The 22,943-nt window shown below is 72.8% G+C and carries 16 protein-coding genes; 6 read left to right on the top strand and 10 right to left on the bottom strand.

What is annotated here, in order from left to right:
• Positions 1–44 precede the first annotated feature (44 nt).
• Both PV410_RS29750 and PV410_RS29755 read right to left on the bottom strand, forming a co-directional pair.
• Positions 45–3,446 (bottom strand): glycosylhydrolase-like jelly roll fold domain-containing protein, encoded by a 3,402-nt coding sequence (locus PV410_RS29750; protein WP_500328853.1) that lies wholly within the window; start codon positions 3,444–3,446, stop codon positions 45–47.
• Positions 3,447–3,514: 68 nt separating this feature from the next.
• Positions 3,515–6,112, bottom strand: coding sequence for a glycoside hydrolase family 127 protein (locus PV410_RS29755; RefSeq protein WP_500328854.1), 2,598 nt, complete (start codon positions 6,110–6,112; stop codon positions 3,515–3,517).
• A 453-nt stretch (positions 6,113–6,565) separates the two neighbouring features.
• Here PV410_RS29755 and PV410_RS29760 point away from each other — a divergent pair, with 453 nt between their 5' ends.
• Positions 6,566–7,471: an oxidoreductase gene (locus PV410_RS29760; RefSeq protein ID WP_500328855.1), complete on the top strand. Its 906-nt coding sequence runs from the start codon at positions 6,566–6,568 to the stop codon at positions 7,469–7,471.
• A 34-nt stretch (positions 7,472–7,505) separates the two neighbouring features.
• Here the strand turns inward: PV410_RS29760 and PV410_RS29765 are convergent, their stop codons facing one another.
• On the bottom strand, positions 7,506–8,432 hold the full coding sequence (locus tag PV410_RS29765; protein ID WP_500328856.1) for a universal stress protein: 927 nt from the start codon (positions 8,430–8,432) through the stop codon (positions 7,506–7,508).
• Positions 8,433–8,752: 320 nt separating this feature from the next.
• On the opposite strand from PV410_RS29765, the gene PV410_RS29770 reads away from it, so the two are divergent.
• Positions 8,753–9,415 (top strand): helix-turn-helix domain-containing protein, encoded by a 663-nt coding sequence (locus PV410_RS29770; RefSeq protein WP_500328857.1) that lies wholly within the window; start codon positions 8,753–8,755, stop codon positions 9,413–9,415.
• Between the two features lie 230 nt (positions 9,416–9,645).
• Here PV410_RS29770 and PV410_RS29775 read toward each other — a convergent pair whose 3' ends face one another.
• On the bottom strand, positions 9,646–10,533 hold the full coding sequence (locus tag PV410_RS29775) for a universal stress protein (RefSeq protein ID WP_500328858.1): 888 nt from the start codon (positions 10,531–10,533) through the stop codon (positions 9,646–9,648).
• A gap of 99 nt (positions 10,534–10,632) precedes the next feature.
• On the bottom strand, positions 10,633–11,205 hold the full coding sequence (locus tag PV410_RS29780) for an Rv1733c family protein (protein ID WP_500328859.1): 573 nt from the start codon (positions 11,203–11,205) through the stop codon (positions 10,633–10,635).
• Positions 11,206–11,430: 225 nt separating this feature from the next.
• Between PV410_RS29780 and PV410_RS29785 the strand changes: the two genes are divergently transcribed.
• Positions 11,431–12,339, top strand: coding sequence for an alpha/beta fold hydrolase (locus PV410_RS29785; RefSeq protein WP_500328860.1), 909 nt, complete (start codon positions 11,431–11,433; stop codon positions 12,337–12,339).
• Between the two features lie 184 nt (positions 12,340–12,523).
• Here the strand turns inward: PV410_RS29785 and PV410_RS29790 are convergent, their stop codons facing one another.
• The 3 genes from PV410_RS29790 to PV410_RS29800 form a co-directional block, all read right to left on the bottom strand.
• Entirely contained in the window at positions 12,524–13,630 is a 1,107-nt protein-coding gene (locus PV410_RS29790; RefSeq protein WP_499509193.1) for a type III polyketide synthase, read from the bottom strand.
• A 380-nt stretch (positions 13,631–14,010) separates the two neighbouring features.
• Entirely contained in the window at positions 14,011–15,216 is a 1,206-nt protein-coding gene (locus tag PV410_RS29795) for a cytochrome P450 (RefSeq protein ID WP_500328861.1), read from the bottom strand.
• A 162-nt stretch (positions 15,217–15,378) separates the two neighbouring features.
• Positions 15,379–15,534, bottom strand: a complete 156-nt coding sequence (locus PV410_RS29800) for a DUF6131 family protein (RefSeq protein WP_499509195.1) — start codon at positions 15,532–15,534, stop codon at positions 15,379–15,381.
• A 634-nt stretch (positions 15,535–16,168) separates the two neighbouring features.
• On the opposite strand from PV410_RS29800, the gene PV410_RS29805 reads away from it, so the two are divergent.
• The 3 genes from PV410_RS29805 (at position 16,169) to PV410_RS29815 (ending at position 19,567) form a co-directional block, all read left to right on the top strand.
• A complete protein-coding gene (locus PV410_RS29805) occupies positions 16,169–17,530 on the top strand; it encodes a glycoside hydrolase family 16 protein (RefSeq protein ID WP_500328914.1) in 1,362 nt (453 codons plus the stop codon).
• Positions 17,531–17,948: 418 nt separating this feature from the next.
• Positions 17,949–19,226: an MFS transporter gene (locus PV410_RS29810; protein WP_500328862.1), complete on the top strand. Its 1,278-nt coding sequence runs from the start codon at positions 17,949–17,951 to the stop codon at positions 19,224–19,226.
• A gap of 116 nt (positions 19,227–19,342) precedes the next feature.
• Entirely contained in the window at positions 19,343–19,567 is a 225-nt protein-coding gene (locus PV410_RS29815) for a hypothetical protein (protein WP_500328863.1), read from the top strand.
• Positions 19,568–19,670: 103 nt separating this feature from the next.
• On the opposite strand, the gene PV410_RS29820 is transcribed toward PV410_RS29815, so the two are convergent.
• Together PV410_RS29820 and PV410_RS29825 are read right to left on the bottom strand one after the other, a co-directional pair.
• Positions 19,671–20,171 carry a DinB family protein gene (locus PV410_RS29820; RefSeq protein ID WP_500328864.1) on the bottom strand — a complete coding sequence of 167 codons (501 nt, stop codon included), beginning with the start codon at positions 20,169–20,171 and terminating at the stop codon, positions 19,671–19,673.
• A gap of 542 nt (positions 20,172–20,713) precedes the next feature.
• Positions 20,714–22,783: a SpoIIE family protein phosphatase gene (locus tag PV410_RS29825; protein ID WP_500328865.1), complete on the bottom strand. Its 2,070-nt coding sequence runs from the start codon at positions 22,781–22,783 to the stop codon at positions 20,714–20,716.
• Between the last annotated feature and the right edge of the window lie 160 nt (positions 22,784–22,943).

A 22,943-nucleotide genomic window follows, 5' to 3' on the forward strand; every position in this document is an offset into this window, starting at 1 on the left:
CTGTGGGCGGGGGCTGCGGGTCCGTCGCTGCGGGGGACGGCACGTCAGATCCGGCGCAGGGTGGTGGTGACCTCGCGGTACGGGCGCAGGGTCACCGGGCCGAGGAGTCCGGACGGCAGGGGCTTGTTGCGCTCGTTCGACAGGGTGTTGGACACCCGCACCGTGAGGGTGTTCCGGCCCGGGCGCAGCAGCTCCGTCACGTCGGTGGTGTACGGGGCCCATGGCAGCGGGGGCAGTTCGGTTCCGTTGACGGCGACCGAGGCGGCCTCCCTGACCTGGCCGAGGTCGAGGCGGAAGCCCCGGCCGTCGAGCGTCCCGGCGTCGAGGACGAGTTCGGTGGTGTAGGTGCCGCTGCCGGAGAACAGCGGTTCCACGGTCGTCCAGCTGCCGAGCGGGCCCGTGACCGGCGTGGCTCCGGCGCGCTGCAGGGTGAGCGTCCAGTCGCCGGCCACGGGGAGCGGGGCGAGCGGGTCGGTGACGCGTACCGTGCCCCGGTAGGTGCGGCCGCCGTCGGTGCCGGTGAGGACGTGGTCGCCGGGCGCGTCGAGGACGGCGGTGACGCGCAGGGTCTGGCCGGCGGCCTTGACGGAGGCGATGGACGCTGCGGGCAGGGTGCTGTCCGTGAGGTGCGGAGCTTCCTTCGCGCCGGCGCGCACGACGACGGCGAGGGTCTCGTACGGGGCGAGCCGAAGCGGCAGGCGGATGCCACCGTGCTTCTGCTCCCGGTGGACGGGCGCGGGGCGCACGGTGCCGGTGACGGGGTCCCAGAGTTCGGGGGCGCCGGTGGCGGGGAGCACGGCGACGGTGTCGACCTGCGCGGCGCTCTCGTTGTTGAGGAGGAAGGCGACGTCCTTGCCGCGCGTGGTGCGCAGCACCCGTACGGCCGGCGCCCGCGGTTCGAGGACGGCCGCGGCGACTCCCGCCTCCCGTGCCGCGTCCCCGAGGGCGGCGGAGTCCGCGACGCGGACGGCGGTTCCCGCGCCGACGCGGTGGCTGCCGGGGACGGTGTCGCCGAAGAGGCCGTTCAGCGCGCGCTCCAGGCTGCGGTCGCGCCCGCCGGCGTCCTCCTGGGGCAGGGTGCCGACGGCGACGACGGTGCCGCCCTGCCGGGCGAAGGCCTCGAGGCGGGTGACGGCGGCGGCGTCGAGGGTCGGGGTGACGGGGAGGACGGCCAGGTCGTAGCCGGCCTCGCCGACGACGAGCCGTCCCTGGTGGACGCGGGCGTGGGCGAGCAGCTCCGGGTCCCCGGAGAGGGCGCCCTCGTGGACGAGGTCGAAGTCGACCTGGGCGCTCTCCAGTGCGTACGCGGCGTCGGTGAAGGCGCCGTCGACCTCGCCCTGGCGGGTGGTGCCGCGCCACTGCTCGGCGGCCCGCTGCGGCTGGATCAGGGCGGTGCGGGCGCCGGAGGTGCCGCGGGCGACCTCCATGACGCGGCCGATCCAGTCGGCGATCGGCTCCATCGCCCACCACCAGGGTGCGCGCGGCCCGAACGGCGGCGGGAAGAAGACACGTTGCTCGTCGGTCCACAGGGCGTGCAGCACGGTGAGGTTGACGCCGCGGGCGGCGTTCGCGCCGACCAGGGCCCGTACGAAGTCGGGCGCGACCTGCCAGCCCATGTTGCCGAAGCACTCCAGCAGGGCCCGGTCGCGGCCCATCTGGTGGGCGACGCTGACCGGGTTGCGGGGGATCATGGTGGGCTGTCCCGCCACGTACTCGGCGGTGATGATGTCGCCGCCGGGCACCTGCGCCCACTGGTGGACCTTGTGCAGGTCGCCGGTGGAGACGATCCGCTTGGAGGGCGAGGTCTCGTCGTACAGCGGGTTGGTGATGAGTGCGACGCCGCGCCCGGCGTACCACTGGGACTGCTTGCGGAAGTAGCCGGCGAAGCGGTCCGAGACGGCCTGCCAGTAGCGGCCCCGGGTGATGCGGCCGGTACGGCCGAGGTCGTCGAAGGCCGTCGCGTAGGCGGTGCCGGGCTCGGTGCCGGCCTTCCGCAGGGCCGCGGCCAGGGTGGGCGACCACGGGAGGCGCTTGAAGTGCGCCTCGGCGGAGGCGAAGAACGGCTCGTCGTCCCAGAAGCCGGGGATGACGTTGCCGAAGTAGCGGGCGAACCTGCGGTGGTACTCGCCGGGCACGATGTCGAGGAACAGCTCCACCGGCTCGTCGTCGAGGAGGTCGACGTAGCTGCGGCTGTAGCCCTGGGAGTCGTCGACCAGCGGGGTGCCGCCGAACACGTCGATCAGCCAGTCGCCCTCGGGGACGCGCCAGGTGCGGCCTTCACCGAGTTCCCCGGTGAGTTCGACGACCTGGTCGCTGGAGGTGGCGCCGACCGGGCGGGCGGCGGCCGCGGCGGGGATCGCGGCGCCGGCGGGCGGGATCCGGGCGGGGAAGTCGCCCGCGGCGGCGGGGTCGCCGAAGGCGGTCCGGGTGTAGAGGGCGGTGCCGTCGGCCGCGGTCACGACCAGGCTCGCCCACAGGGCGCGCTGCGTCCCGGTGGCACGGACGCCGACGCCGCCGGCGGGGTGCGTGGTGTCGGTGACGGTGCCCTTGGCCTTGCCGTCGAGGGTCACGGTCAGGGTGGAGCCGCTGACGGTCACGGCGAGGGTGTGGAACTTGGTCTTGTTGAAGCCGTCGGTGCGCATGGAGCGGGCGAGCTCGACGGGGTCCCGGTCCTCCGCGAGGAGCGACACGGTGACCACGCCGGTCTGGTCGAACTCGACGGCGTAGCCCGCGGTGCCGTCGGCGGCGGCGCGTACGACGAGCCCGGCGGACACCTGGTCGGCCCGGGCGCTGCCGGTGACGGTGTAGTCGCGCCACTCATCTCCCCCGCGCAGCACGGCCGCGCCGCCCAGGACCGCGGCGTCGGCGACCAGCGAGGTGGTGTCCACGCCGACGCCGGTGGTGGTGCGCAGGTCGATGGTGGCGGGTCCGGAGACGACGGTGCTGGACCGCCACAGGGCCTTCAGCCGCAGGTCGGGGCGGGGCTCGTAGGTGCGTGAGCCGACCTGGCCGCCCTTGACGATGTACTCGCCGGATCGTCCGCTGGGGAAGTGGTCGTCGTTGAAGATCCACACCCGCATGCCGGTCTTCTCGGCGGTCCGCAGGACGTGGCCGACGATCGCGAACCATTCCTCGCTGAAGAAGACCGGCTGCATCTCCGCGTTGTCGAACGGGAAGAGCACGACCTCGTACATCCCCTTGTCCCGCAGGTCCGCCATCTGGGCGTCGACGAGCTCCGGGGTGACGGGGCCGTTCCAGTACCAGTAGACCGTCGGGCGGCTGTCCCTGGCGGGGTCGGCGAAGCGGGCGGGCGACCAGGTCGTCCCCGTCGCACCGTGGTGCTGCTGCGCGGCGTACGCGGGGAGCGGCAGGCCGGAGGCGAGCGCGGCTCCGGTCATCCCTGCGGCGGCCACGAAACGGCGTCTGGACAGGGGGAGTTCAGGCATGGCGGTACTCCGTGAGGTGAGGGCGGGTGCAAGCGGGTGGGCGGGCCGGGGCGCTCGCGCCGGCCGTGTCAGGGGGCCGCGAGGGCGGCGACGTCGGCGGGCGCCAGGGCGCGGTTGTGCAGCCGGAAGCCGGCGACCGCACCGGTGAGGTAGGGGTGCGTGGGGTTCTGCGAGCGGCCGAGGTAGTTGTGCGTGGTCGTGCCGAGCAGCAGCGGGCTCGCGGCCATCGCCGCGTTGCGGCCGGCTTCGGCGCCGTCGACGTAGAGGATGCCGGCGCCGTCGCCGAGGGTGAGCGCGACGTGGGTCCAGCGGCCGGTGGGCAGCGGTGCGGCGGCGTCGATGACGTCCTCGGCCTCCATGCCGGCGATCTTCAGGGCGGCCCGGGCGCGTCCCGCGCCGGTGCGCGGGGTGAGGAACAGATAGGTGTCCTTGTGGTAGCCGAGGTCGAAGACGCGGGCGGAGTTGACCAGGACGTCCACCCGTACCCACATGCTGACGGTCAGTTCGGACAGCCCGGCGGGCAGGGCGGGGGCCAGGGCGACGTGGCCCCCGGCGCCGTCGAGGGCGACGGCGGTCCGGCCGACCGGCCCGTCCGCGGTCCAGGAGGCGCCCGCGGTGAGCGTCGCGGGGGCGAACGTCCGGGTGGCGTCGGCGGCGCTGGTGCCCGTGCCCTCGTCGAGGGGGTAGCGGGCGACGTCGCGCTCGCGGCCGGCGCGGGGGGCGACCGCCCAGTAGACCGTGTAGTTCTCGTGGTGGACCTGGTGGAACGGCTTCAGGGTGACCGCGCCGCCGGCCGCCTCGGCGGTGAACGCGCCGTCGCCGCCGCGCACGGGCCGCAGGGACTCCGGCCGGATCCCGGGGATGGTGGTCAGTTCCTTCGGGCCGTAGGCGCCGGCCAGCACGAGCGGACCGTACGACACCGAGCGCACCTGCGGGTTGTCGGGCGCGGGGCGCCACACGGGTTCGCGGGGCAGGGTGAGTTCGACGGTGTCCCCGGCCCGCCAGCACCGGTCGAGGGTGAGGTGGGTGCCGGGCTCGACGCGGCCGGAGTAGGGGTGTCCGGCCACGCGTACCCGGGCCCGCCCCCGGCCGTCCGCCAGCCAGCCCGGTATCCGGACCTTGAGCGCGAAGCGGCCGCCGCCCTCGGCGACGGTGATGCGCACGGTGTCCTCGGAGACGGTGTGCTGCCGGATGGTCACCCCGTCCGGCGCCCCGTGGGGCCGCCAGTCCGCCTCGGAGGGGATGAAGAGGTTGACGTAGAGCGCGTCGCGGGACCGGAAGTAGATGCTGTCCGCGAACTTGGTGTGGGTCTCCAGACCGGTGCCGTGGTCGCAGGAGAAGTTGTCGTAGTCGCCGCTGTAGCTGCCGGGCTCCGCGCCGAGCCCGCCCTTGGGCTGCCGGTGGGAGCCGGCCCACAGCCCGGTGTAGTACGTGACGAATCCGTGCTCGGAGTCGGGGTCCTGCTCGCCCAGCATCTGGTTGTACAGGGTCCACTCGTAGTGGTCCATGTAGGCGGTGCGGGACGGCTCGTGCAGGAAGAGCTGCCGGCCGAGCTTGAGCATGTTGTAGCTGTTGCAGTTCTCGCAGGTGTTCTCCGACAGACGGCTGACGATCTCGTCCGGGGGCCCGAAGAACTCCAGGTTGGAGTTGCCGCCGATGGCGTAGGTGTGGTGCTCCACGACGGTGCGCCAGAAGGTGCGCGCGATGTCGAGGTAGCGGCGCTCCCCGGTGGCCTCGTAGCCGAACGGCGCGCCGACGACCTTGGCGATCTCGGTGTTGGCGTGACGACCGGCCAGTTCGTCGCGGCCGGCGGCGAGCGGCGCGTAGAGCTCCTCGTGGTCGAAGCGGCGGGCGGTGCGCAGATGTGCGGGGTCGCCGCTGACGAGGTGGAGACGGGTCAGCACGTCGTTCATCCCGCCGAACTCGACCTTGAGCACGGACTGCATGCGCTCGTGCGGCAGCGGCGCGGTCCGCGCGTCCGCCCAGGCGGCCATCCCCAGCAGCACGGTCATGGCCTGCCGGTTGCCGCTGAGGGTGTACTGGTCGAGCAGCCCGGCCATGATCTTGTGGAGGGTGTAGTACGGCGCCCAGGGCTTGCCGCCCGCCTCCAGGCTGTCGAAGACCGACTCGGGGAAGGCCGACAGGTAGCCGTCGTGGAACCCGGCGGCGGGCGCGGCCGCCTGGCACTCGGCGAGTGCGGCGACGAGGACGCGGGCCTTGTCGGCGTGGTCCGCCTCGCCGGTCTGGGCGTGGGCCTGGGCGAGCGCGGACAGCAGGTGCCCGGTGGTGTGGCCGCGCAGCTGGACGTCCGGGGCCTCCCAGCCGCCGCAGGGCTCGGCGGACGAGGGAAGTCCGACGTTGCGGCGGAAGGTGTGCAGGAGCCGGTCGACGTCGACGAAGCGCAGGTAGGCGCAGGTGCGCCGCATGTTGTCGAGGAACGGGCTGTCCAGCAGGCGCACGGCGGACAGCGGCAGCGGGTCGAGCTTCGGACGCGCCGCGGGCACCGGCCGGCTCCCGACGGCGCCCGTCGGCTCGGGGGCGCTCGGCGCGGCGGCGGCGGGGGTCGCCTGGACGGCCTGCGTGGCAGCCGTAAGGGTCGCGGCCGCTGCGACGCCGGCGGTCAGCACGTTCCGGCGGGACGGCCGTGACGGAGGTGGTGCGGACATTCTCGGAACTCCTTCCGGGCGCGGAGGAGTACCACCGGTCGGCGGTTGGCCGGCGGCATGCGGCCGTGGAACGCGGTTGCCGGGCAGCCCGATGCCCGGCCACTGGCCTGAGAGCGAATGAATCGTTTTTAGAGCCATCGGCAACCTAGGATGACTCCGCAGAGACCGTCAAGAGCGGCAGCCCAAACCATGGCCTGTGCGGGCCACGCTGTCGACGGACCGCCACAAACCCCTGCACAAGGGACGATAGTGCGATGACGAGCCGCCCCCCGGGAGCGGGAAAGCGGCTTCCGGTGTCTGGCGCCTTGTCGCGGTGCCCGCCGCCGCGTATCTTCCTGCCCGTCACATACTGAATCGTTCAAGTAATGGAGAGGGGCGGTGGCCATCCCGGCCGCTCACCGGCGACGGAAAGCGCTGGGGGATACTCCAGGCCGGCGAAAGGAAAAGTCACCCATGACCACTGGCAGGATCTCCGCGGCCGCCGCCGGCACCTGGCTCCTCGGCGACATGAAGGTGAACCGGATCGGCTTCGGCGCGATGCGGCTGACTGGCAGCGCCGCCTTCCACCTCGGCACGCCCAGCGACCGGGAGCGCGCGATCGGCGTGCTGCGCCGCGCCGTCGAGCTCGGCGTCGACCACATCGACACCGCCGCCTTCTACTTCTCACGGCTGCGTTCGGCCAACGAGCTCATCAACTCGGCCCTGGCGCCGTACCCGCAGGACCTGGTCATCGCCACCAAGGTGGGGCCCGCACGGGACGCCTCCGGGGAGTGGGCCACCGCCGCCCGCCCCGACCAGCTGCGCGGCCAGGTCGAGGAGAACCTGCGGCAGCTCGGCCGCGACCACCTCGACCTGGTCAACCTCCGCTTCATGGGCGGCACTTCCGTCGCCGAGCACTTCGGCGCCCTGGCCGAGCTGCGCGAGGCCGGGCTCGTCCGCCACCTGGGCCTCTCCAACGTCCGTCCCGAGCACCTGGCCGAGGCACGGGCCATCGCCCCCGTGGTGTGCGTCCAGAACCGCTACGGCGTCGACGCGCGCGAGAGCGACGACCTGCTGCGGGAGTGCGGCGCCCAGGGCATCGCCTTCGTGCCCTTCTTCTCCATCGCCGGCGGGGGCCGCGAGCAGGGGCCCGGCGCCGGCGGCGCCGAGAGCGACGCGGTGCTCGCCGTCGCGGCCGCCCACGGTGTCTCGCCCGCGCAGGTGCGGCTGGCGTGGACGCTCGCGCAGGGCGACCACGTGCTCGCCATCCCGGGGACCGGCGATCCGGAACACCTGGCCGACAACGTGGCGGCGGGCGCGCTGCGGCTGACGGACGAGGAGACGGCGCTCATCGACGCGGTGGGCCGCCCCGCCCGCTGACCCGGGACGGCCTTGGGCGTAACGACGGCGACCGTCAGTCGTGCGGGACGACCGCCACGGGCGCCTTGGCATGGTGCAGCACCGCATGGGTCACCGGGCCGATGTGCAGGCCGGCGGCCGCGCGCCGGACACGGCGGCCGACGACGACCAGTGAGGCGTCGGCCGCCGCCTCGATCAGGTGGTGCGCCGCCCCGCCGACCAGGGAGTGCTCCACGACCTCCACGGCGGGGTACTTGGCCCGCCACGGCGCCAGCGCCTGGGTGAGCGCCTTCGCCTGGGCGTCGGTCAGCTCGTGCTCCAGGTCCAGGGCGATCGCCGCGGGGTTGTAGCCGTAGGAACCCGGCAGGTTCCAGCCGTGGACGACGTGCAGGCCCGTCCCGCGCAGCACGGCGGCCTCGAAGGCGAAGGCCAGCAGATCGTCGTGGGGACGGGCCAGGTCGATGCCCAGCACCACCTCACGGAAGGGCGTGTACTCCGAGACCAGCCCGTCGAGGTCCGGGCGGTGCTCGTCCTCGCCCGTCTCACCGGCCCGTACGAGGACGACCGGGCGGACGGCCTGCGCGACGGTCGCGGAGGCCACGGAGCCGACGAGGAAACCGGCGAGGGCGCCGAGGCCCCGGGAGCCGAGCACCAGCAGCTCCGACTCCTCGGCGGCGGCCGCGAGGGCCGCCGCGGGCTGCCCGCTCACGACCCCGGCGGAGATCTCCAGGTCCGGGTGACGCCCGGCGAGTTCGTCCGCGGCGTCGCGCGGCACGGACTCGGCCCACTGCCGCTGGGCGTCGGGGTCCACCGCTGCCACCGCCCCGGCCAGCGGGGCGTAGGCGGACGCGTACGGCTGCCAGTCGTACACGTGCACGAGCCTCAGGGGCAGTCCGCGGCGCAGTGCCTCGCGGGCGGCCCAGTCCGCGGCGGCCCGGCTCTCGGGCGATCCGTCGAGACCGGCTGTGACCGTACGGGACATGACGTGCCTCCTGGCGAACGGGACGAAGGGCGGGGGCTGTTCGCCCCCAGCTTCCCGCCGGCGACGGGCCTCCGGCAGGGGCCCGCCGGGCCCGTACGGGGGCCGACCGGCCCATGGGCGAAGGATGCGCCGCCCGGGACGGTGGGAGCAGGTCACCGCTGTGATCAAGCGTACGGGTCGTCTACCGGCGCGGTGGCGGGGGGTGGCGGCCCTGCCTGTGCCGCCGGTCCGGCCCGGACGCCGTCCCGGCGGCGGCGCCGCGCCGACCGCGGGACCCTGGAGGGGACGCATCCGCGACGTACGGAAGGACGTGACCGGTCATGACGCAGCAGCACGCGGCCGCCGCGGCCGGGGACATCGGGCGCCGGATCGCGAGCCGCCGGGAGGAACTGGGCCTGTCCCTGGAGGAGACGGCGGAACGCGCCGGCATCGCCCCGGGCTATCTGCGGTACGTGGAGCAGGAGCCGACCGCGGCGCCGGGCAGCTCCACCCTGCACGGGCTGGCCACGGCGCTGGGGACGAGCGTGTCGGCGCTGAGCGGCGGCGAGGCGGAGCTGCCGCCCGGCCGGGGACGCGCGGCGGGCCGGGCGTCACTGGTGGAACTCGGCCCCGGGGAGTGCTGGGCGTTGCTGTCCACGCACGGGGTCGGCAGGATCGGGCTGGACACGCCCGACGGGCTGGCGATCCTGCCGGTCAACTACACGGTCACCGAGGGCGTGATCGCCTTCCGCACCCATCCCGGGGCCACGCCCGCGGCGGCCGCGGACACCAGGTGCGCCTTCGAGGTCGACCAGGTCGACGAGGCCCTCAGCCAGGGCTGGAGCGTGCTCGTCCGAGGTGTCGCCTCCGCCGTCACCGATCCGGGGACCGTGCGCCGGCTGGCGGAGCGCGAGTACGCCGGCCCCTGGGCGGGCGGCGACCGCGACCTGTGGATCCGCGTCGTCCCGGCCAGCGTGACCGGGCGACGCATCCTGGTCGGCTGAGGAGGTTCCTCACCGCCGACCGCCCGAGCACCCCCGGCCGCCGCCCGCCGAACGCACGTTCAGGGCTGCACGGCCGGGCGCAGGGCAGCGCGCCCGGTGCGGACGGCCAGGCCGCCCTGCGGGGTGCGCGTACGGCCGGCCCTGCGCGGGCCACCACCACGACCTGCCGGACCCGGGCGCCCCGGCGAAGCACCCCGGGCGCCCCAACATGCAGCGCCCGCGCACCGCCCTCACCGTCCGGCGGCGGAGCCGCGCACCACGGCGACCGGGCAGTGCGCGTGGTGCAGGACCGCCTGGCTGACGGAGCCGAGCACGAGCCCGGAGAAACCGCCGCGTCCGCGTGCGCCGACGACGAGCAGCTGCGCGGTCCGGCTCTCCTCGATGAGGGTCTCGCGGGTCGCGCCACGCACCGTTTTCGTGCGGACCGCGACCCCGGGGTGGCGCTCCCGCCGTCCCGCGATCGTCTCGGCCACCAGGCGTTCCTCGGTGCGGGCGAGTTCGCCCGGCTCGCTCGCGTAGGGCATCGCGGGGTCCTGGGGCGGCGGTACGGGCGTGTGCCACGGGGTCCACGCATGCAGGGCAAGGAGTTCGGCGCCCCGCAACGCGGCCTCGGCGAAGGCGAAGTCGACGGCGTCCGCGCCGGCCGGGGAACCGTCGACGCCCAGCAGGACCGGACCGCCGGCGGCCGGCTGCTCCCGGACCACCAGGACCGGGCACTGGCCGTGCGCGGCGAGGTGCACCGCCGTCGAACCCAGCATCAGACCGACGAAGCCGCCCATGCCGCGGGACCCCACGACGACCAGTTCCGCGGCGCGCGACTGGGCCTCCAGCACGGTGAGGGGTTCCCCGGTCACGACGGCGTGGGTGACGTCCACGTCCGGTGCCGTGCGCCCGGCGCGTTCCACGGCCTCCGCCACCACCCGCTGCGCGGCGTTACGCAGGCCGCCCTCGGACGGGCCCAGGGCCGGCGGTCCCAGCGGCACGTGCATGGCCGGCCACAGGAAGGCGTGCACCACCCTCAGTCCGGCGCCGCGCCATGCGGCCTCCCGGGCCGCCGTCTCCACCGCGGCAAGGCTCGAGGCCGAGCCGTCCGCTCCTACGACCACCAGACCGCTCACCGCGCCTCCTCGTCCTCCCCGCCCGTCGTCCGTCCCCTGCTTCCCCCGGCGCCGGCCGACGTCCGGGCCCCGTGCGCCGGTCAAGGGGGCCGTCGGGGATCAGGCCCTGCGGTGGCCCCATGAGGGGCCGCTTTCCTCCCACTCGCGGCCCCAGGCCGCGGCGCGCCGGCGGTCGATCCGCAGGCGGACGACCCAGCGCCCGGCGAGGACCAGCGCGCAGGCGCCCGCGGCGGCGACCGAGCCGAAGACGACGCCCTGGGCCTCGGCCTGCGCGGGGGTGAGCCGGTTCTGCTGCAGCCGGCCGTCCGCGTCCAGCCAGACGGACGTGGTGGAACCCGCCGGGCTGCCCGGTTCGACTCGGGCCTGACCGGTTCGGGCGGAGCCGTCGGACGCGGTCCACCGGACGGTGGTGAGGACCTTTCCGATGGAGCCGGTGTACGGGTTCTCCACGGCCTTCGCGGCGTCCTCGGTGAGGACGGCCGTCGCCAGGTGGGTGCCCTGGCTCCGCCGCAGTTCGGACTGCTCCACCGCGGCCGCCGTGGCCGCCCCGGCCGCCGGGGCCCCCAGGGCGATCAGCAGGGCCGCCGCCACGCCCGTCCAGGCCTCCAGGACATCCGACCGTCGCCGCAGCGGATTGCGGCGCCAGCGCCAGAACACCGCCCTGCCGCTCATGGCCGTGCTCCCTTCCCTGTCCGACGACCGTCGCACGCGCCGGCACTGCCGCAGCAGGGGCCACACGGATCATTTCCGCCGCAGGACGGGGCCGACCGGCCCCTGCGCGCACACGCGGCCGGCCCGCCGCCCGGCTGTGACGACCGTCACTCGCCGGCGATCGAACTTCCCGTGCCGCCCCGCGTCCTGTCGGTGTCCTCGACACCTCCCGGATACGGAGCACCGATGCCCACCCCCCTGATCGACCCCCTGTCCCCCGGCACCCACACCTTCGAGGTGGACGGGGTGGCCCAGCGTTACCACGTCCACGGCACCGGACCTGTGTGCATCGCGCACTCCGGCGGGCCGGGCGTGTTCTGGGAGTACCTGCGCATGCCCGAGGTCGAACGGCACCTGACGGTCGTCTACCCGGAGCCGGTCGGCACCGGCGGCTCGGGCCGTCTCCCCTCGCACCCGCACGGCTACACCCGTGAGCGCTACAGCCGGTTCCTGGACGCGCTCGTCGACCACCTGGGCGCCCCTCGCGTGCACCTCCTGGGGCATTCGCACGGCGGCTTCGTCGTCCAGTACCACGCGCTGCACCGGCCCGCGCGTGTCGCCGGGATCGTCCTGTACGACAGCGCGCCGGTCACCGGCCCCGAGCACGGCGCCGAGGCGATGCGCATGGTCGAGGAGTTCGCCGCCCGGCACGCCGGTCACCCCGGTCTGCCGGAGGTCCTGGAAGCCTTCCAGAAGGTGTCCGCCATCTCCGACGACGCGGGTATGACGGCGGTCCTCAAGGGGCTGCTGCCCGCCTACTTCGCGGACTACTGGGGCCGGGAGGAGGAGTTCGCGCCCCTGAGCGCCGCGGTGTCGGGCACGCACATCTCGGGGCTGGGCGAGGACCTGGTCCCCGATGCCGTCGACGACCGCGGGCGGTTGGGGGCGCTCACCGTGCCGGCGCTGGTCGTGGTGGGCCGGTACGACGTGGTCTGCGGGATGCGCTGGGCCGGTGAACTGCACGAGCTGATCCCCCAATCGGAGCTGCTGGTCCTGGAGAACAGCGGGCACTTCGGCCACATCGAGGAGCCCGGCCGCTTCGCGGAGGCCGTGGTGGGCTTCGTGACCGCCCGCGAGCGGGCGGTCCCCGCGTGACGGGCCCCGCGTGACAGCCCCCGCGTGACGGGCCCGGGGAAACGGGCGCGACGCGACGGCCGCGCGGCCGTCGCGTCGCAAGGCTGAACGGGCCTCACCCGGCCGGTGGGGCCGGGCCGGCGGATGGGGGGACGCCATGGCGACCCGGCCACCGCCGGCCCTGACCGTCACCGGGGCCGCGGCCTCAGGTGATGACGTCGTACTCCCCGTAGGAGTGCTGGGGCGTCATCGTGGCGTCGAGCCCGTTGGTGACCCAGGTCCCCAGGACCATCTCCGCGGTGATGCCCGGGCCGAAGCCCGCCAGCAGTCCGCGGTGCCCGTCGAGGGCGGAGCCCTCCTCGAACATCCGGTACAGGGCGTCGAGGACGACGGCGCTCGCGATGTTGCCGTACTCGGTCAGCGTGGCCCGGCTGAAGCGGAACGACTCCGGCGGGACCCCGAGGAAGCGGCAGAGGTCGTCCAGGATGCGGGGACCGCCGGCGTGGATGATGTAGTAGTCCAGCTTGGCGGCGTTCCACGCGTGGTCCTCCGCGACCTGGCGCAACACCGGTGCCAGGGGCTCCATGGTGCCGGGTACGCGCTTGTCGAGCTGGAAGTGGAAGCCCGTCTGGCGCACCGCGTAGGAGATCCACTCCTCGGTGTTCGGGATGAGGTAGGAGGCGTTGCGCTCCAGCCGCATCCCGGTGCCGCCGCTGCCCCGGACCACGGCGGCGGCGATGCCGTCGCCGAACAGCCCGTTGGACAGCAGCGTTCCGACGCTGAGGTCCGTGGGCTGGTAGCACAGCGAGCAGAACTCGCATGCCACGATCAGGGCGTTGGCCTCCGGGTACGCCGTGCAGAAGTCGTGGGCGCGGTTGATGGCCGCGCCTCCTGCCGCACAACCGAGCTGCGCGATGGGCAGCTGGCGGGTGTCGTGGCGGAATCCCATCTTGTTGATGAGCCACGCCGTCAGCGACGGCATCATGAAGCCCGTGCACGAGACGTACACGATGATGTCGATCTCGTCGGGCTCCAACTCGGCCTGGTCCAACGCCTGTCGTATGACGGCCGGTACCCGCGCCTTCGACTCCGCCTCGTAGATCTGGCTGCGTACGTCGAAACCCGGATGTTTGAGCACCTCTTCGATCGGCTGGATCAGGTGCCGCTTCTGAACACCCGTGTTCTCAATGAGCCTGAGGGTCAGGCCGAGTTGCGGGTGGTCCTTGTGCAGCCGTCGTGCCAGCTCAAGCGTTTGTTCGCAGGTGATAACGTTGTCGGGAACCGAGATCACCGGCTTGCACAGAACAGCCATGCGTGGCTCCATTTCCTGCCCCTCGGCGGGCTATGGTCCATGTGGCGCGCTGCTCCGGGATTTCCGGAGCAGGCCCGTACCTGTCACGAAAATGCGGTAGGGGGTACGAGCGCATTTCATGTGCGCGCCCACAGAAGGCCTGACGTTCACGAGGTCCCGGCAAAAGACGGTTCACAAAAGGGGACCGGCTGCTGTCGAAGTGGATTCATGGCCTGTTCAGATTTGCGTCCACCAGGAAAACGTACGTCACTTGGGCGGATTTCGCATGTCGGAGCGGCCCGCACCCGCCGTCACGAGGGAGAACGCGACGGAACCGGCCCCGCACCCGTGCGGGTGCGGGGCCGGGACGGAGGCCGGAGCGGGGCCGGAGCGGACACAGGTCACCAGGCGACGTGCAGGGCCACCGGGTAGCGCCAGATCGACGTGGCGCTCCAGCGGACCTCGTCGGCGGGCTTGGCCAGCCTCAGGTCCGGGAAGCGGCGCAACAGCTCCCTGAAGGCCACCTGGAGCTCCATGGTCGCCAGCGGCGCGCCGAGGCAGTGGTGACCGCCCCAGCCGAAGGTCATGTGGGGCGTACCGGCGCGGTCCAGGTCCAGCTCGTCGGGACGGTCGAACTTCTCCGGGTCGCGGTTCGCGGTCAGGTACGAGACGTGGACGACGTCGCCGGCCCGGATCAGCACGCCGCCCATCTCCACGTCCTCGACGGCGATCCGCGGGATGCCGACGCCCTTGCGGAACGGGATGTACCGCAGCATCTCCTCGATGGCCTGCGGGATGCGGTCCGGCTGCTCGCGCAGCATGGCCAGCTCGCGCGGGCGGGTGAGCAGGGTGTAGGCGATGTTGCCGATCTCGTTCGACGTGGTGTCCTGGCCCGTGATGAGCAGGACCATGGCCATGACGGCGAGTTCCTTGTCGTTGAGGATCTCGTCCCCGTCACGGGCGGTGGCCAGCACGCTGACCAGGTCGTCGCCCGGGCGGGCGCGCCGTTCGGCGGTGAGCTTGGTGAAGTACTCCCGCAGGTAGGCCTTGGAGTGGACGGCGTTGTCCCGGTTGTCGGGGCTGAAGTCCATCATGGTGCGGGCGTGGCCCCGCAGCTCCCAGCTGTCCTCGTCGGGGATGTCGAGCACCTCGCAGATGGCGGCCAGCGGGAGCGGCGCCGCGAGGTGCTCCACGAGGTCGGCCGGGGAGCCGCTCTCCTCCATGCCGTCGAGCAGTTCGGTGACGACCCGCTCGATGCTGGGGCGCATGTGCTCGACGTTCCGGGGCGTGAAGCCCTTGGAGACCAGCGAGCGCAGCCGGCTGCTGTCCGGCGGGTCCATCACGTTGATGGCCTCGTCCTGGACGATCGGCTCCGGCGTCATGCGGGGGAAGTCCTTGCCGACGACGGCGGCGCGGCTGAAACGCCGGTCGGTCGTCACCGTCCGCACGTCCTCGTACCGCGTGACGAGCCAGGCCTCACCCTCGCCGTGCGGCAGCTTGATGCGGGAGATCTGCTCGTTCTCCATGAAGCGCTTCAGCTGCGGATCGAACTCGAGGGCTTCGGCGAAGTCGAAGGGGCAGTTGTGCGCGGAGGAACCGGATTCCATGCGAATACTCCAGTGCACCTGGGCGTCGGGGGGACATATCACAACCAATCCCCCGCGCGCGCAGGTGACCACTGCAGGCAGCCCATCCGGGCGACCCATGCCCATGAGGGTGCCGCGCCCTCGGGGACACGGGGCGCGGCACGTGCTCGGGCTCACCGGCCGTCAGTAGTAGTGGCGGCGCCCCGCGACGGCGTGTCCCATGGCACCCAGGACCCAGAGCACGAGGCCGATGACCACGAGGATGGCTCCCAGGGTCCACAGGATGGAGATTCCGGCGAGGAATCCGATGATGAGCAGGATGATACCGAGGATGATCATGTTGTACTCCCTTACGCGGCCCTGGTCGCCGTTGCCCTGTGCCGGGCCGGTGGCACCGGGGGTGCGAGCCCCGGGGCGGTGACCGCACGGTGCGCGGTCACGCCGGGCCTCGCTCAGCCGGACCGGCCGTCGGCGTCGCCTGCCGTCCACGCCTCCGACGTGAACCTGCCGGCATCGCATTCACCCCCATTCCTCCATGGATCGGCTACCCAGGTCTTCGCGTTTCATGACCGCCGGATTCGGCCGGAGTGATGTCCACCGGGACCATCGCCCTCACGGTGAGAGCGCTCTCAGCAGCGCGAACGTGGTCGACAGGACCACCTGACCACGCCACTGGCGGCCCCCAACGCCCGCCCCCCGGCTGCCGTTTCCCGCCCGCAGCACAAGCCGGGCCGCCCGCGGCCGACGCCACTGACTCCAAGCAGTGAAGGCAGGAAACCGCGCGCGACTTCTTTTGTTCCCTGTATTGACCGCGGTTCACCCTGGCGGGAAGGTGTTCCCGCCATATGAGAGCGCTCTCAGCCGCTCTCCACCCGGAACCGCACCCTTCCCCGGCACCGATCCCGAGGAGGCATCACCCGTGACCGCGCGTACGACCACCGGCAGGCGCCACGCCGCCGGACCGCTCACCCTGATGGTGGCCGCTGCAGCCACCGTGGCCGCGCTCTGCCTGGGCCTGCTCGGCTCGGCCAGGGCCGCCGTCCCGCCGGCACCGTCCGGCTGGACCACCGTCTGGAGCGACGACTTCAGCGGGGCCGCCAACACCCTCCCGTCCGGCGACAACTGGATCATCGACACCGGCACCAGCTACCCCGGCGGCGCCGCCAACTGGGGCACCGGCGAGGTGCAGACCTACACCTCCAACACCGCCAACCTCCGCCAGGACGGCTCGGGCAACCTGCGCATCACCCCGATCCGGGACTCCGCGGGGAACTGGACCTCCGGGCGCGTCGAGACCCGCCGCAGCGACTTCGAGCCCCCGTCGGGCGGCAAGCTCCGCATCGAGTCCCGCATCCAGATGCCGAACGTCACCGGCGCGGCCGCGGCCGGCTACTGGCCGGCCTTCTGGACGCTGGGCGCGCCGTACCGGGGCAACTACTGGAACTGGCCGTCCATCGGCGAGTTCGACCTGATGGAGAACGTGAACGGCGTCAACCAGGTCTGGGGCACGCTGCACTGCGGCACCAACCCGGGCGGCCCCTGCAACGAGACCAGCGGCCTCGGCACCACCCGCGCCTGCCCCGGCAGCGCCTGCCAGGGCAACTTCCACACCTTCGCCTTCGAGTGGGACCGCAGCGTCAGCCCCCAGCAGCTGCGCTGGTACGTCGACGGGGTCCAGTTCCACTCGGTGAGCGCGAGCCAGATGGACGCGTCCACCTGGAACGCGGCCACGGGCCACGGCCACTTCATCCTGCTGAACATCGCGATGGGCGGGGCCTTCCCCGACCCGGTGGCGGGGTACAAGACTCCGACGGCCTCCACGGTCTCGGGCGTACCCATGCTGGTCGACTACGTCGCGGTCTACAGCTCCGGCGGCGGTAGCACCCAGCCCCCGACCTCTCCCCCGCCGACCGGGGGCACGGGCAGCGCCTACGGCACCCTCCAGGCCGAGTCGTACTCGCAGCAGTCCGGCACGACCGTCGAGACGACGGCGGACAGCGGCGGCGGCCAGAACCTCGCCTCGCTCGCGAACGGCGACTGGGCGCTCTACCCGGGCGTCGACTTCGGGACGACCACGGCCCGGCAGTTCAAGGCCCGGGTCGCCTCCGGGGCCGCGGGCGGCGTGAGCGGCCTGGTCGAGGTCCGGCTGGACAGCCGGAGCAACGCCCCGATCGGCAGCTTCTCCGTCGCCAACACCGGCGGCTGGCAGAGCTGGACGACGATCCCCGCGAACATCTCGGGCATCACCGGCAAGCACGACGTGTACCTGACGTTCAGCAGCGGCCAGCCGGCCGACTTCGTGAACGTCAACTGGTTCACCTTCAGCACCACCTGACACCCCACGCCGCCCGTGGCGTCCCCGGCCCGACCGGGGACGCCACGGGCGGCGCCCTGCGCCGCGACATGCGCGCCTGGAAGACCCGGTCCCTGGGACACAGCGGCGAGGACATCTCCTGGAAGGAGGGGCGTGCCTGACCCGCGGCCCCGGCTGCGCGTCCGCGCCTTCCGAGCGGGCCGCGGGCCGCGGGCCTGAGCCTCAGGCCAGGAACGCCGCGGAAACGAGGGCCAGGGCCCCACCGGCGGCTCCGGCACTCACGAGCAGGGCGAGCACGGCGTACGCCCTGAGGCAATCACCGGCGGGCCGCTCAAGGGAGGGCCCGGGCCGCCGGCCCTACCCGCCGACGGCTCCAGCGTGTCGTGGGGCGACCGCAAAGCCTCCGTGACGGCACGAGGGGCTCCTCTAAGCTCTGCGCATGACGGCCCGTCACGATGCCCTGGTCCAGCAGGAATCCGCACCCCCGTCGAACGCGCTGTGGCGCAACCGGGACTACGTGGGGTGGTGGGTCGGTGAGACGGTGTCGGGATTCGGTACCGCTCTGTCGGCCTTTGCGTATCCGCTTCTGATCCTCACAGCGACCGGATCCGCAGCCAGTGCGGGTATCGTCGGCTCGACCGTGAGCATCGGCGCCCTCACGACGATGCTGGTCGGCGGCTCGCTCGCCGACCGCCGTTCACGGCGCATGCTTCTCCTGGCAGGTTCCCTGATGCAGGCTGTCGCGGTCGGCTCCGTCTGCTGGGCTGTGGCCTTCGACCAGGTCAATGTCGCGTATGTCGCTGCGATCGGGCTGTTCCAGGGCTTTGTCGGGGGATTGACCTCCGGTGCGTCTCGTCCGGCCCTTCGGCGAATTGTGCCGCCAGAGCAGCTTCCGACGGCCTTCTCGCAGATGCAGGGTCGCGACATGGCGGTCAGACTGGCTGCGCCTCCTACCGGGGGCTTCCTGTTTTCCCTTGCGCGTTGGGTGCCGTTCCTCGGGGACGCCGTCTCCTTCCTTGTGAGTGCCCTGGGTGTGCTGTTGATCCGTCAGCCGCTGGGGCCGGACGTCAGGGAAGCGCGGAGGGAGTCCGTCGTGGCGAGCATCCGCACGGGACTCGCATACGTTCGCCGTGATGCCTATCTGCGGTTCCTGACGATCTACACCGCCACGTTCAACGCAGCGGTGGCCGGCATGTTCCTCCTGGTGATCGTGCTGGTCCGTGGTCACGGTGGCGGCCCGATGCTTGTGGGCTGGGTGAATTCGATCGGTGCTGTCGGAGGTCTCGCCGGAGCCGTCTTCGCAGGCCGTGTCACCAGGCGCTTCCACGGCCGTGCCATCGTGGTCCTGCTCTCGTGGGTCACCGTGGTGGTTTTCGCGGCGATCGGGGTCGTCCCGCTGCCGTGGCTGATAGGTGTGCTGGTGGCCGTGCTGCTGTTCCTGGTGTCGCCGATCAACGTCATCTTCGCCACGTACGAGACCCGGATGATCCCGGACGAACTCATGGGCCGGGTCAGCAGCGCGATCGACTTCGGCGCCTCCTCACTGCGATGGCTGGGCCCCCTCTCCGCGGGAATCCTGTCATCCGCGTTCGGCCCGACCACCGCGATGCTGCTCCTGACGGCAGTGGTCGCCCTTGTGGCCGTGGGTACTCAAGTCGCCCGCGGACTGCGCGTGCTGGACGTTCCCATCGGTGATGTACGACCCGGCAGCGTCTGACGGCGGGCCCGTCCACCGATGAACGCACCTGCGACGAGCCGTCACCGTCATGGCTAGGGTGGGCGGCTCCACGGCGACCGACCGGGCGTCCGCGGAACCGGAGGAGGGGATCCGCGATGAGTGCTGGGTTCAGGGCGGCCTACGACCTCGGGTTGGGGGTGGCCCTGCTGCTGGTGGCGCTCAACGTGGGCGGTGCGGCGGGCCGGCTTCACCGCTGTGCGGCGCGTCATCCGAGGGCCGGCGCCGTCCTCGCTCCCGTGGTGCTGAGGGCCGTGGGTGCCGTCTTCGGTGTGATCGGCACGACGATCGGCGCGGTCCGGCTGGTTCATGCCGCGGCATAGGTGCTGACCGCGACGCCCGTCACGCATGCTTCGGGCGCGCGATGAAGAGGGCCACGTCGTCGCGGTCGGCGTACCGCCCTGTGAACGGTCCGGAGCTCCGGCGCTACTCGCCGACGGCTCCGTCGATCGCCTCGCGCAGCAGATCGGCGTGGCCGTTGTGCCGTGCGTACTCCTCGATCATGTGGGTGAGCACGTAGCGAAGTGAGATCGTCTCCCCCCGAAACTCCACCGTGTCGTCGAGCGACCGGAAGGCGTCCGCAACAGCACGCGAGCGTTCGCACGCCTCACGCCACCATGCGAACGCCTCGTCGACGTCGGCGCCGTCCACATGGAATTCCCCGAAGACGCCATCGACCGCGGGCCACAGTGCCGCACGCCGCTCGTCGCTCAACACCGCGAACCAACTGCGTTCGACCTCCGCTGCATGCCTGACAAGGCCCAGCAGGGACAGGCCTGAAGTCGGCACCGCCTTCTCCTTCAGCTGGGCGCCGGTCAGCCCCTCGCACTTCATGGCCAGCGTGGCGCGTTGATAGTCGAGGAACGAGGTCAGCGACGAACGGTCGTCGCCCACCTTGGAAGGTGCCCTGCGCTGGTCATGACTCATTCGGCGATCATGACAAGGGATGGGTCCACCGAGCCACCTCGGTCCGGAGGACGGACATCACGCCCTCATCCCCCGTCCGCCGGGAGCAGGGCATTCGCAGCTCGCAGAGCGAAGCGGCCTCGAGGCGGAGTGGATCGAGGTCACGGACCCCACCGCGATGCGGGCCACCGCCACGCCCACACGCTCCGGGTCCGTGGTTGTCCTCGCCGTCACATCTGCGTGGTCTTGGTCGGGCACCGGCAGCCGAACGAGGTTGCTGAACACGTACTCGCCGTGCGCCTCAGAGAATCCATCGGCCCACAACTCGACGACGGGCCTGCGACGAGTTCCACATGCCACCGGCTCGGTGGACCAGCGACCAGCTCCATGCCCGCAGGGTACGGACACACCTGACTCGGACCGCCGGCGCTCCGCGCGGTGGAGGCCGGGCCCGTCCGTGGTGAACCTGCCGTCGAGGTGGTGGACGCCGTCCGCACGGTCGGGGCGCTGCTCGCCCATGTCCGTGGCCGTCAGCGCGAGCCACCGTGAGGAGATGGCGCCCGTCACGCATCCTTCGGGCGCGCGATGAGGAGGGCCACGTCGTCGCGGTCGGCGGGGTGGCGCAGCGCGGCGAGGAGGCGGTCGCAGGTTTGCTCGACCGGTTCGTCGGGGGCGTCCAGGAGGCGGAGGAGGTCGTCGAGGCGCTCGTCGATGGCGCGGTCGCGGGTCTCGACCAGACCGTCGGTGTAGAGGACGAGGCGGTCGCCAGGGACGAGGTCGACGGTGGTGCTCTCGAAGGGCACGCCGCCGACCCCCAGGGGGGTGCCGGTGGGCAGTTCGAGCAGTTCCGGGCGCTTGCCGGCGCGGACGACGACCGGGGGCAGGTGGCCGGCGTTGGCGAGGTGGCAGACTCCGCGACCGGGGTCGTGGATCGCGTAGACGCAGGTCGCGATGTAGGGGTCCAGCCCGTGGGTGATCCGGTCGAGGTGGCCGAGGACCTGGGCGGGGTCGAGGTCGAGGCCCGCGAGGGTGGAGGTCGCGGTGCGCAGGCGTCCCATGGTGGTCGCCGCGGGGACGCCGCTGCCCATGACGTCGCCGATGACGAGGGCGACCCTGCCGTCGTCGAAGGGGATCACGTCGTACCAGTCGCCGCCCACCTCGCTGCTGGCCTGCGCCGCGCAGTAGCGGGCGGCGAGTTCGAGGCGGGGGTGGGCCGAGGGAAGTCGCGGGAGGAGGCTGCGCTGAAGGGTCTCGGCGGTGCTGCGCAGTTGCTGGTGGAGGCGGGCGTTGTCGATGGACACGGCGGCGCGGGAGGCCAGTTCGCAGGCGAGGGTCTGGTCGTCCTCGTCGAAGGGCTGCGGGGTGCGGGCCCGGGCCAGGCCGAGGACGCCGAGGATCCGGCCGCGGGCGATGAGCGGTACCGCCATGGCCGTGTGGACGCCCGCCCGGGCCAGCAGCGCGGCGGCGTCGGGGTCGCGGGCGATGTGCACCAGGCTCCGCTCGTCGGCGTGGGTGATCAGGCCGGGGCGGCCGGTGTCCAGGCACCGGGCGGCCAGGTGGTCGGGGCCGTAGGAGACGAGGCGGCCGGGCCGGCCGAAGGCCCCTGCCGCCTCACTGGCCTCGGTGCACTTGGAGGACAGTGCGCGGAAGCGGGGGCGGTCGTGGCCGGGCTCGCCGCCGTCGTCGCGCAGCGCGGAGTCGAGGACGTCGACGGCGGCGAAGTCGGCGAGTTCGGGGACGACGACGTCGGCGAGTTCCCGGGCGGTGTCCTCCACGTCCAGGGACGTGCCGATCCGGGCGGAGCTGTCGGCGATCACGGCGAGTCGCGCCCGGGCGCGGTCGGCCTCCTGGGCGGAACGGTGCCGGTCGGTGACGTCCACCACGGAGGTGGCGATGCCCAGGACGTGCCCGTTCCCGTCCTCCAGCCGGAAGTACGAAACCGACCAGGCGCGGTCGGTGGCGGGGTCCGCGGGCGTATGGCCGACGACGTACCGGTCGACGATCGGTGTGCCCGTCCGCAGGACCTGCCGGATCGCGTCCTCCGCCATGCGGAACCTGGCCCCGGGGAGCACCTCGCGGAAGGGGCGCCCGATGTGGTCGCCCTCGGCGAGGCCGTGCATCTCGGCGAGGGCGGGGTTGACGGAGAGGTAGCGCAGGTCGGTGTCGAGCACGGCGAGCCCGATCGGGGACTGGGAGACCAGCTGGAGGGAGAGGGCCAGGCCGCGTTCCAGGCGCTGCAGTACGGGCCGGTCGGTGGCGATCCCCAGCGCGTAGACGCGGCCGCGGCTGTCCGTGAGGCGGACGTTGCGGAACTCCGCCAGCCGGGTGCTGCCGTCCTTGTGGCGCACGGGGAACGCTCCCGACCAGCTGCGGCCGGTCTCCAGCACCTCCGCGAACAGCCTCATGGCGTCGCCGCGGTGCTCGGGCCGGACGAGCAGCGGCGCGGCGTACTGGCCGACGGCCTCGCCCGCGGTGTAGCCGAACAGTTGTTCCGCCTGCGGGCTCCACATGTCGATGCGCCCGTCCGACTCGAGCAGCACCGCGGCGACTCCCAGGAGGTCCATGAGTCCGCTGGGGCCGAGTGCCCTGGCCTCGAGCTGATCGGTCCCGAGCGGTGTCCGCGCTTCGCTCATCGCAGGCTCCCTCTTCGCCCGCCCCTGGCCGATCCCTTCCGCTTTCCCGTCCGTCCGCCTACCCCGGCTCCGGCGAGTGAGTCCTGCTCGTGGACGCCTCCGGCGGCCCTTGGACGGCCAGGTTTCCCGGGCCCGCTCCCCGGGCAGGCGCCCATATCGC

Source organism: Streptomyces sp. PA03-5A (genome assembly GCF_033792725.1).
In the GTDB taxonomy this organism is placed as follows: domain Bacteria; phylum Actinomycetota; class Actinomycetes; order Streptomycetales; family Streptomycetaceae; genus Actinacidiphila.

What these genes read in the sequence shown, in the direction of transcription:
- PV410_RS29750 (WP_500328853.1), bottom strand. Translation starts at nt 3,446, where the DNA reads ATGCCTGAACTCCCCCTGTCCAGACGCCGTTTCGTGGCCGCCGCAGGG.
- PV410_RS29755 (WP_500328854.1), bottom strand. Translation starts at nt 6,112, where the DNA reads ATGTCCGCACCACCTCCGTCACGGCCGTCCCGCCGGAACGTGCTGACC.
- PV410_RS29760 (WP_500328855.1), top strand. Translation starts at nt 6,566, where the DNA reads ATGACCACTGGCAGGATCTCCGCGGCCGCCGCCGGCACCTGGCTCCTC.
- PV410_RS29765 (WP_500328856.1), bottom strand. Translation starts at nt 8,432, where the DNA reads ATGTCCCGTACGGTCACAGCCGGTCTCGACGGATCGCCCGAGAGCCGG.
- PV410_RS29770 (WP_500328857.1), top strand. Translation starts at nt 8,753, where the DNA reads ATGACGCAGCAGCACGCGGCCGCCGCGGCCGGGGACATCGGGCGCCGG.
- PV410_RS29780 (WP_500328859.1), bottom strand. Translation starts at nt 11,205, where the DNA reads ATGAGCGGCAGGGCGGTGTTCTGGCGCTGGCGCCGCAATCCGCTGCGG.
- PV410_RS29785 (WP_500328860.1), top strand. Translation starts at nt 11,431, where the DNA reads ATGCCCACCCCCCTGATCGACCCCCTGTCCCCCGGCACCCACACCTTC.
- PV410_RS29790 (WP_499509193.1), bottom strand. Translation starts at nt 13,630, where the DNA reads ATGGCTGTTCTGTGCAAGCCGGTGATCTCGGTTCCCGACAACGTTATC.
- PV410_RS29795 (WP_500328861.1), bottom strand. Translation starts at nt 15,216, where the DNA reads ATGGAATCCGGTTCCTCCGCGCACAACTGCCCCTTCGACTTCGCCGAA.
- PV410_RS29800 (WP_499509195.1), bottom strand. Translation starts at nt 15,534, where the DNA reads ATGATCATCCTCGGTATCATCCTGCTCATCATCGGATTCCTCGCCGGA.
- PV410_RS29805 (WP_500328914.1), top strand. Translation starts at nt 16,169, where the DNA reads ATGGTGGCCGCTGCAGCCACCGTGGCCGCGCTCTGCCTGGGCCTGCTC.
- PV410_RS29810 (WP_500328862.1), top strand. Translation starts at nt 17,949, where the DNA reads ATGACGGCCCGTCACGATGCCCTGGTCCAGCAGGAATCCGCACCCCCG.
- PV410_RS29815 (WP_500328863.1), top strand. Translation starts at nt 19,343, where the DNA reads ATGAGTGCTGGGTTCAGGGCGGCCTACGACCTCGGGTTGGGGGTGGCC.
- PV410_RS29820 (WP_500328864.1), bottom strand. Translation starts at nt 20,171, where the DNA reads ATGAGTCATGACCAGCGCAGGGCACCTTCCAAGGTGGGCGACGACCGT.
- PV410_RS29825 (WP_500328865.1), bottom strand. Translation starts at nt 22,783, where the DNA reads ATGAGCGAAGCGCGGACACCGCTCGGGACCGATCAGCTCGAGGCCAGG.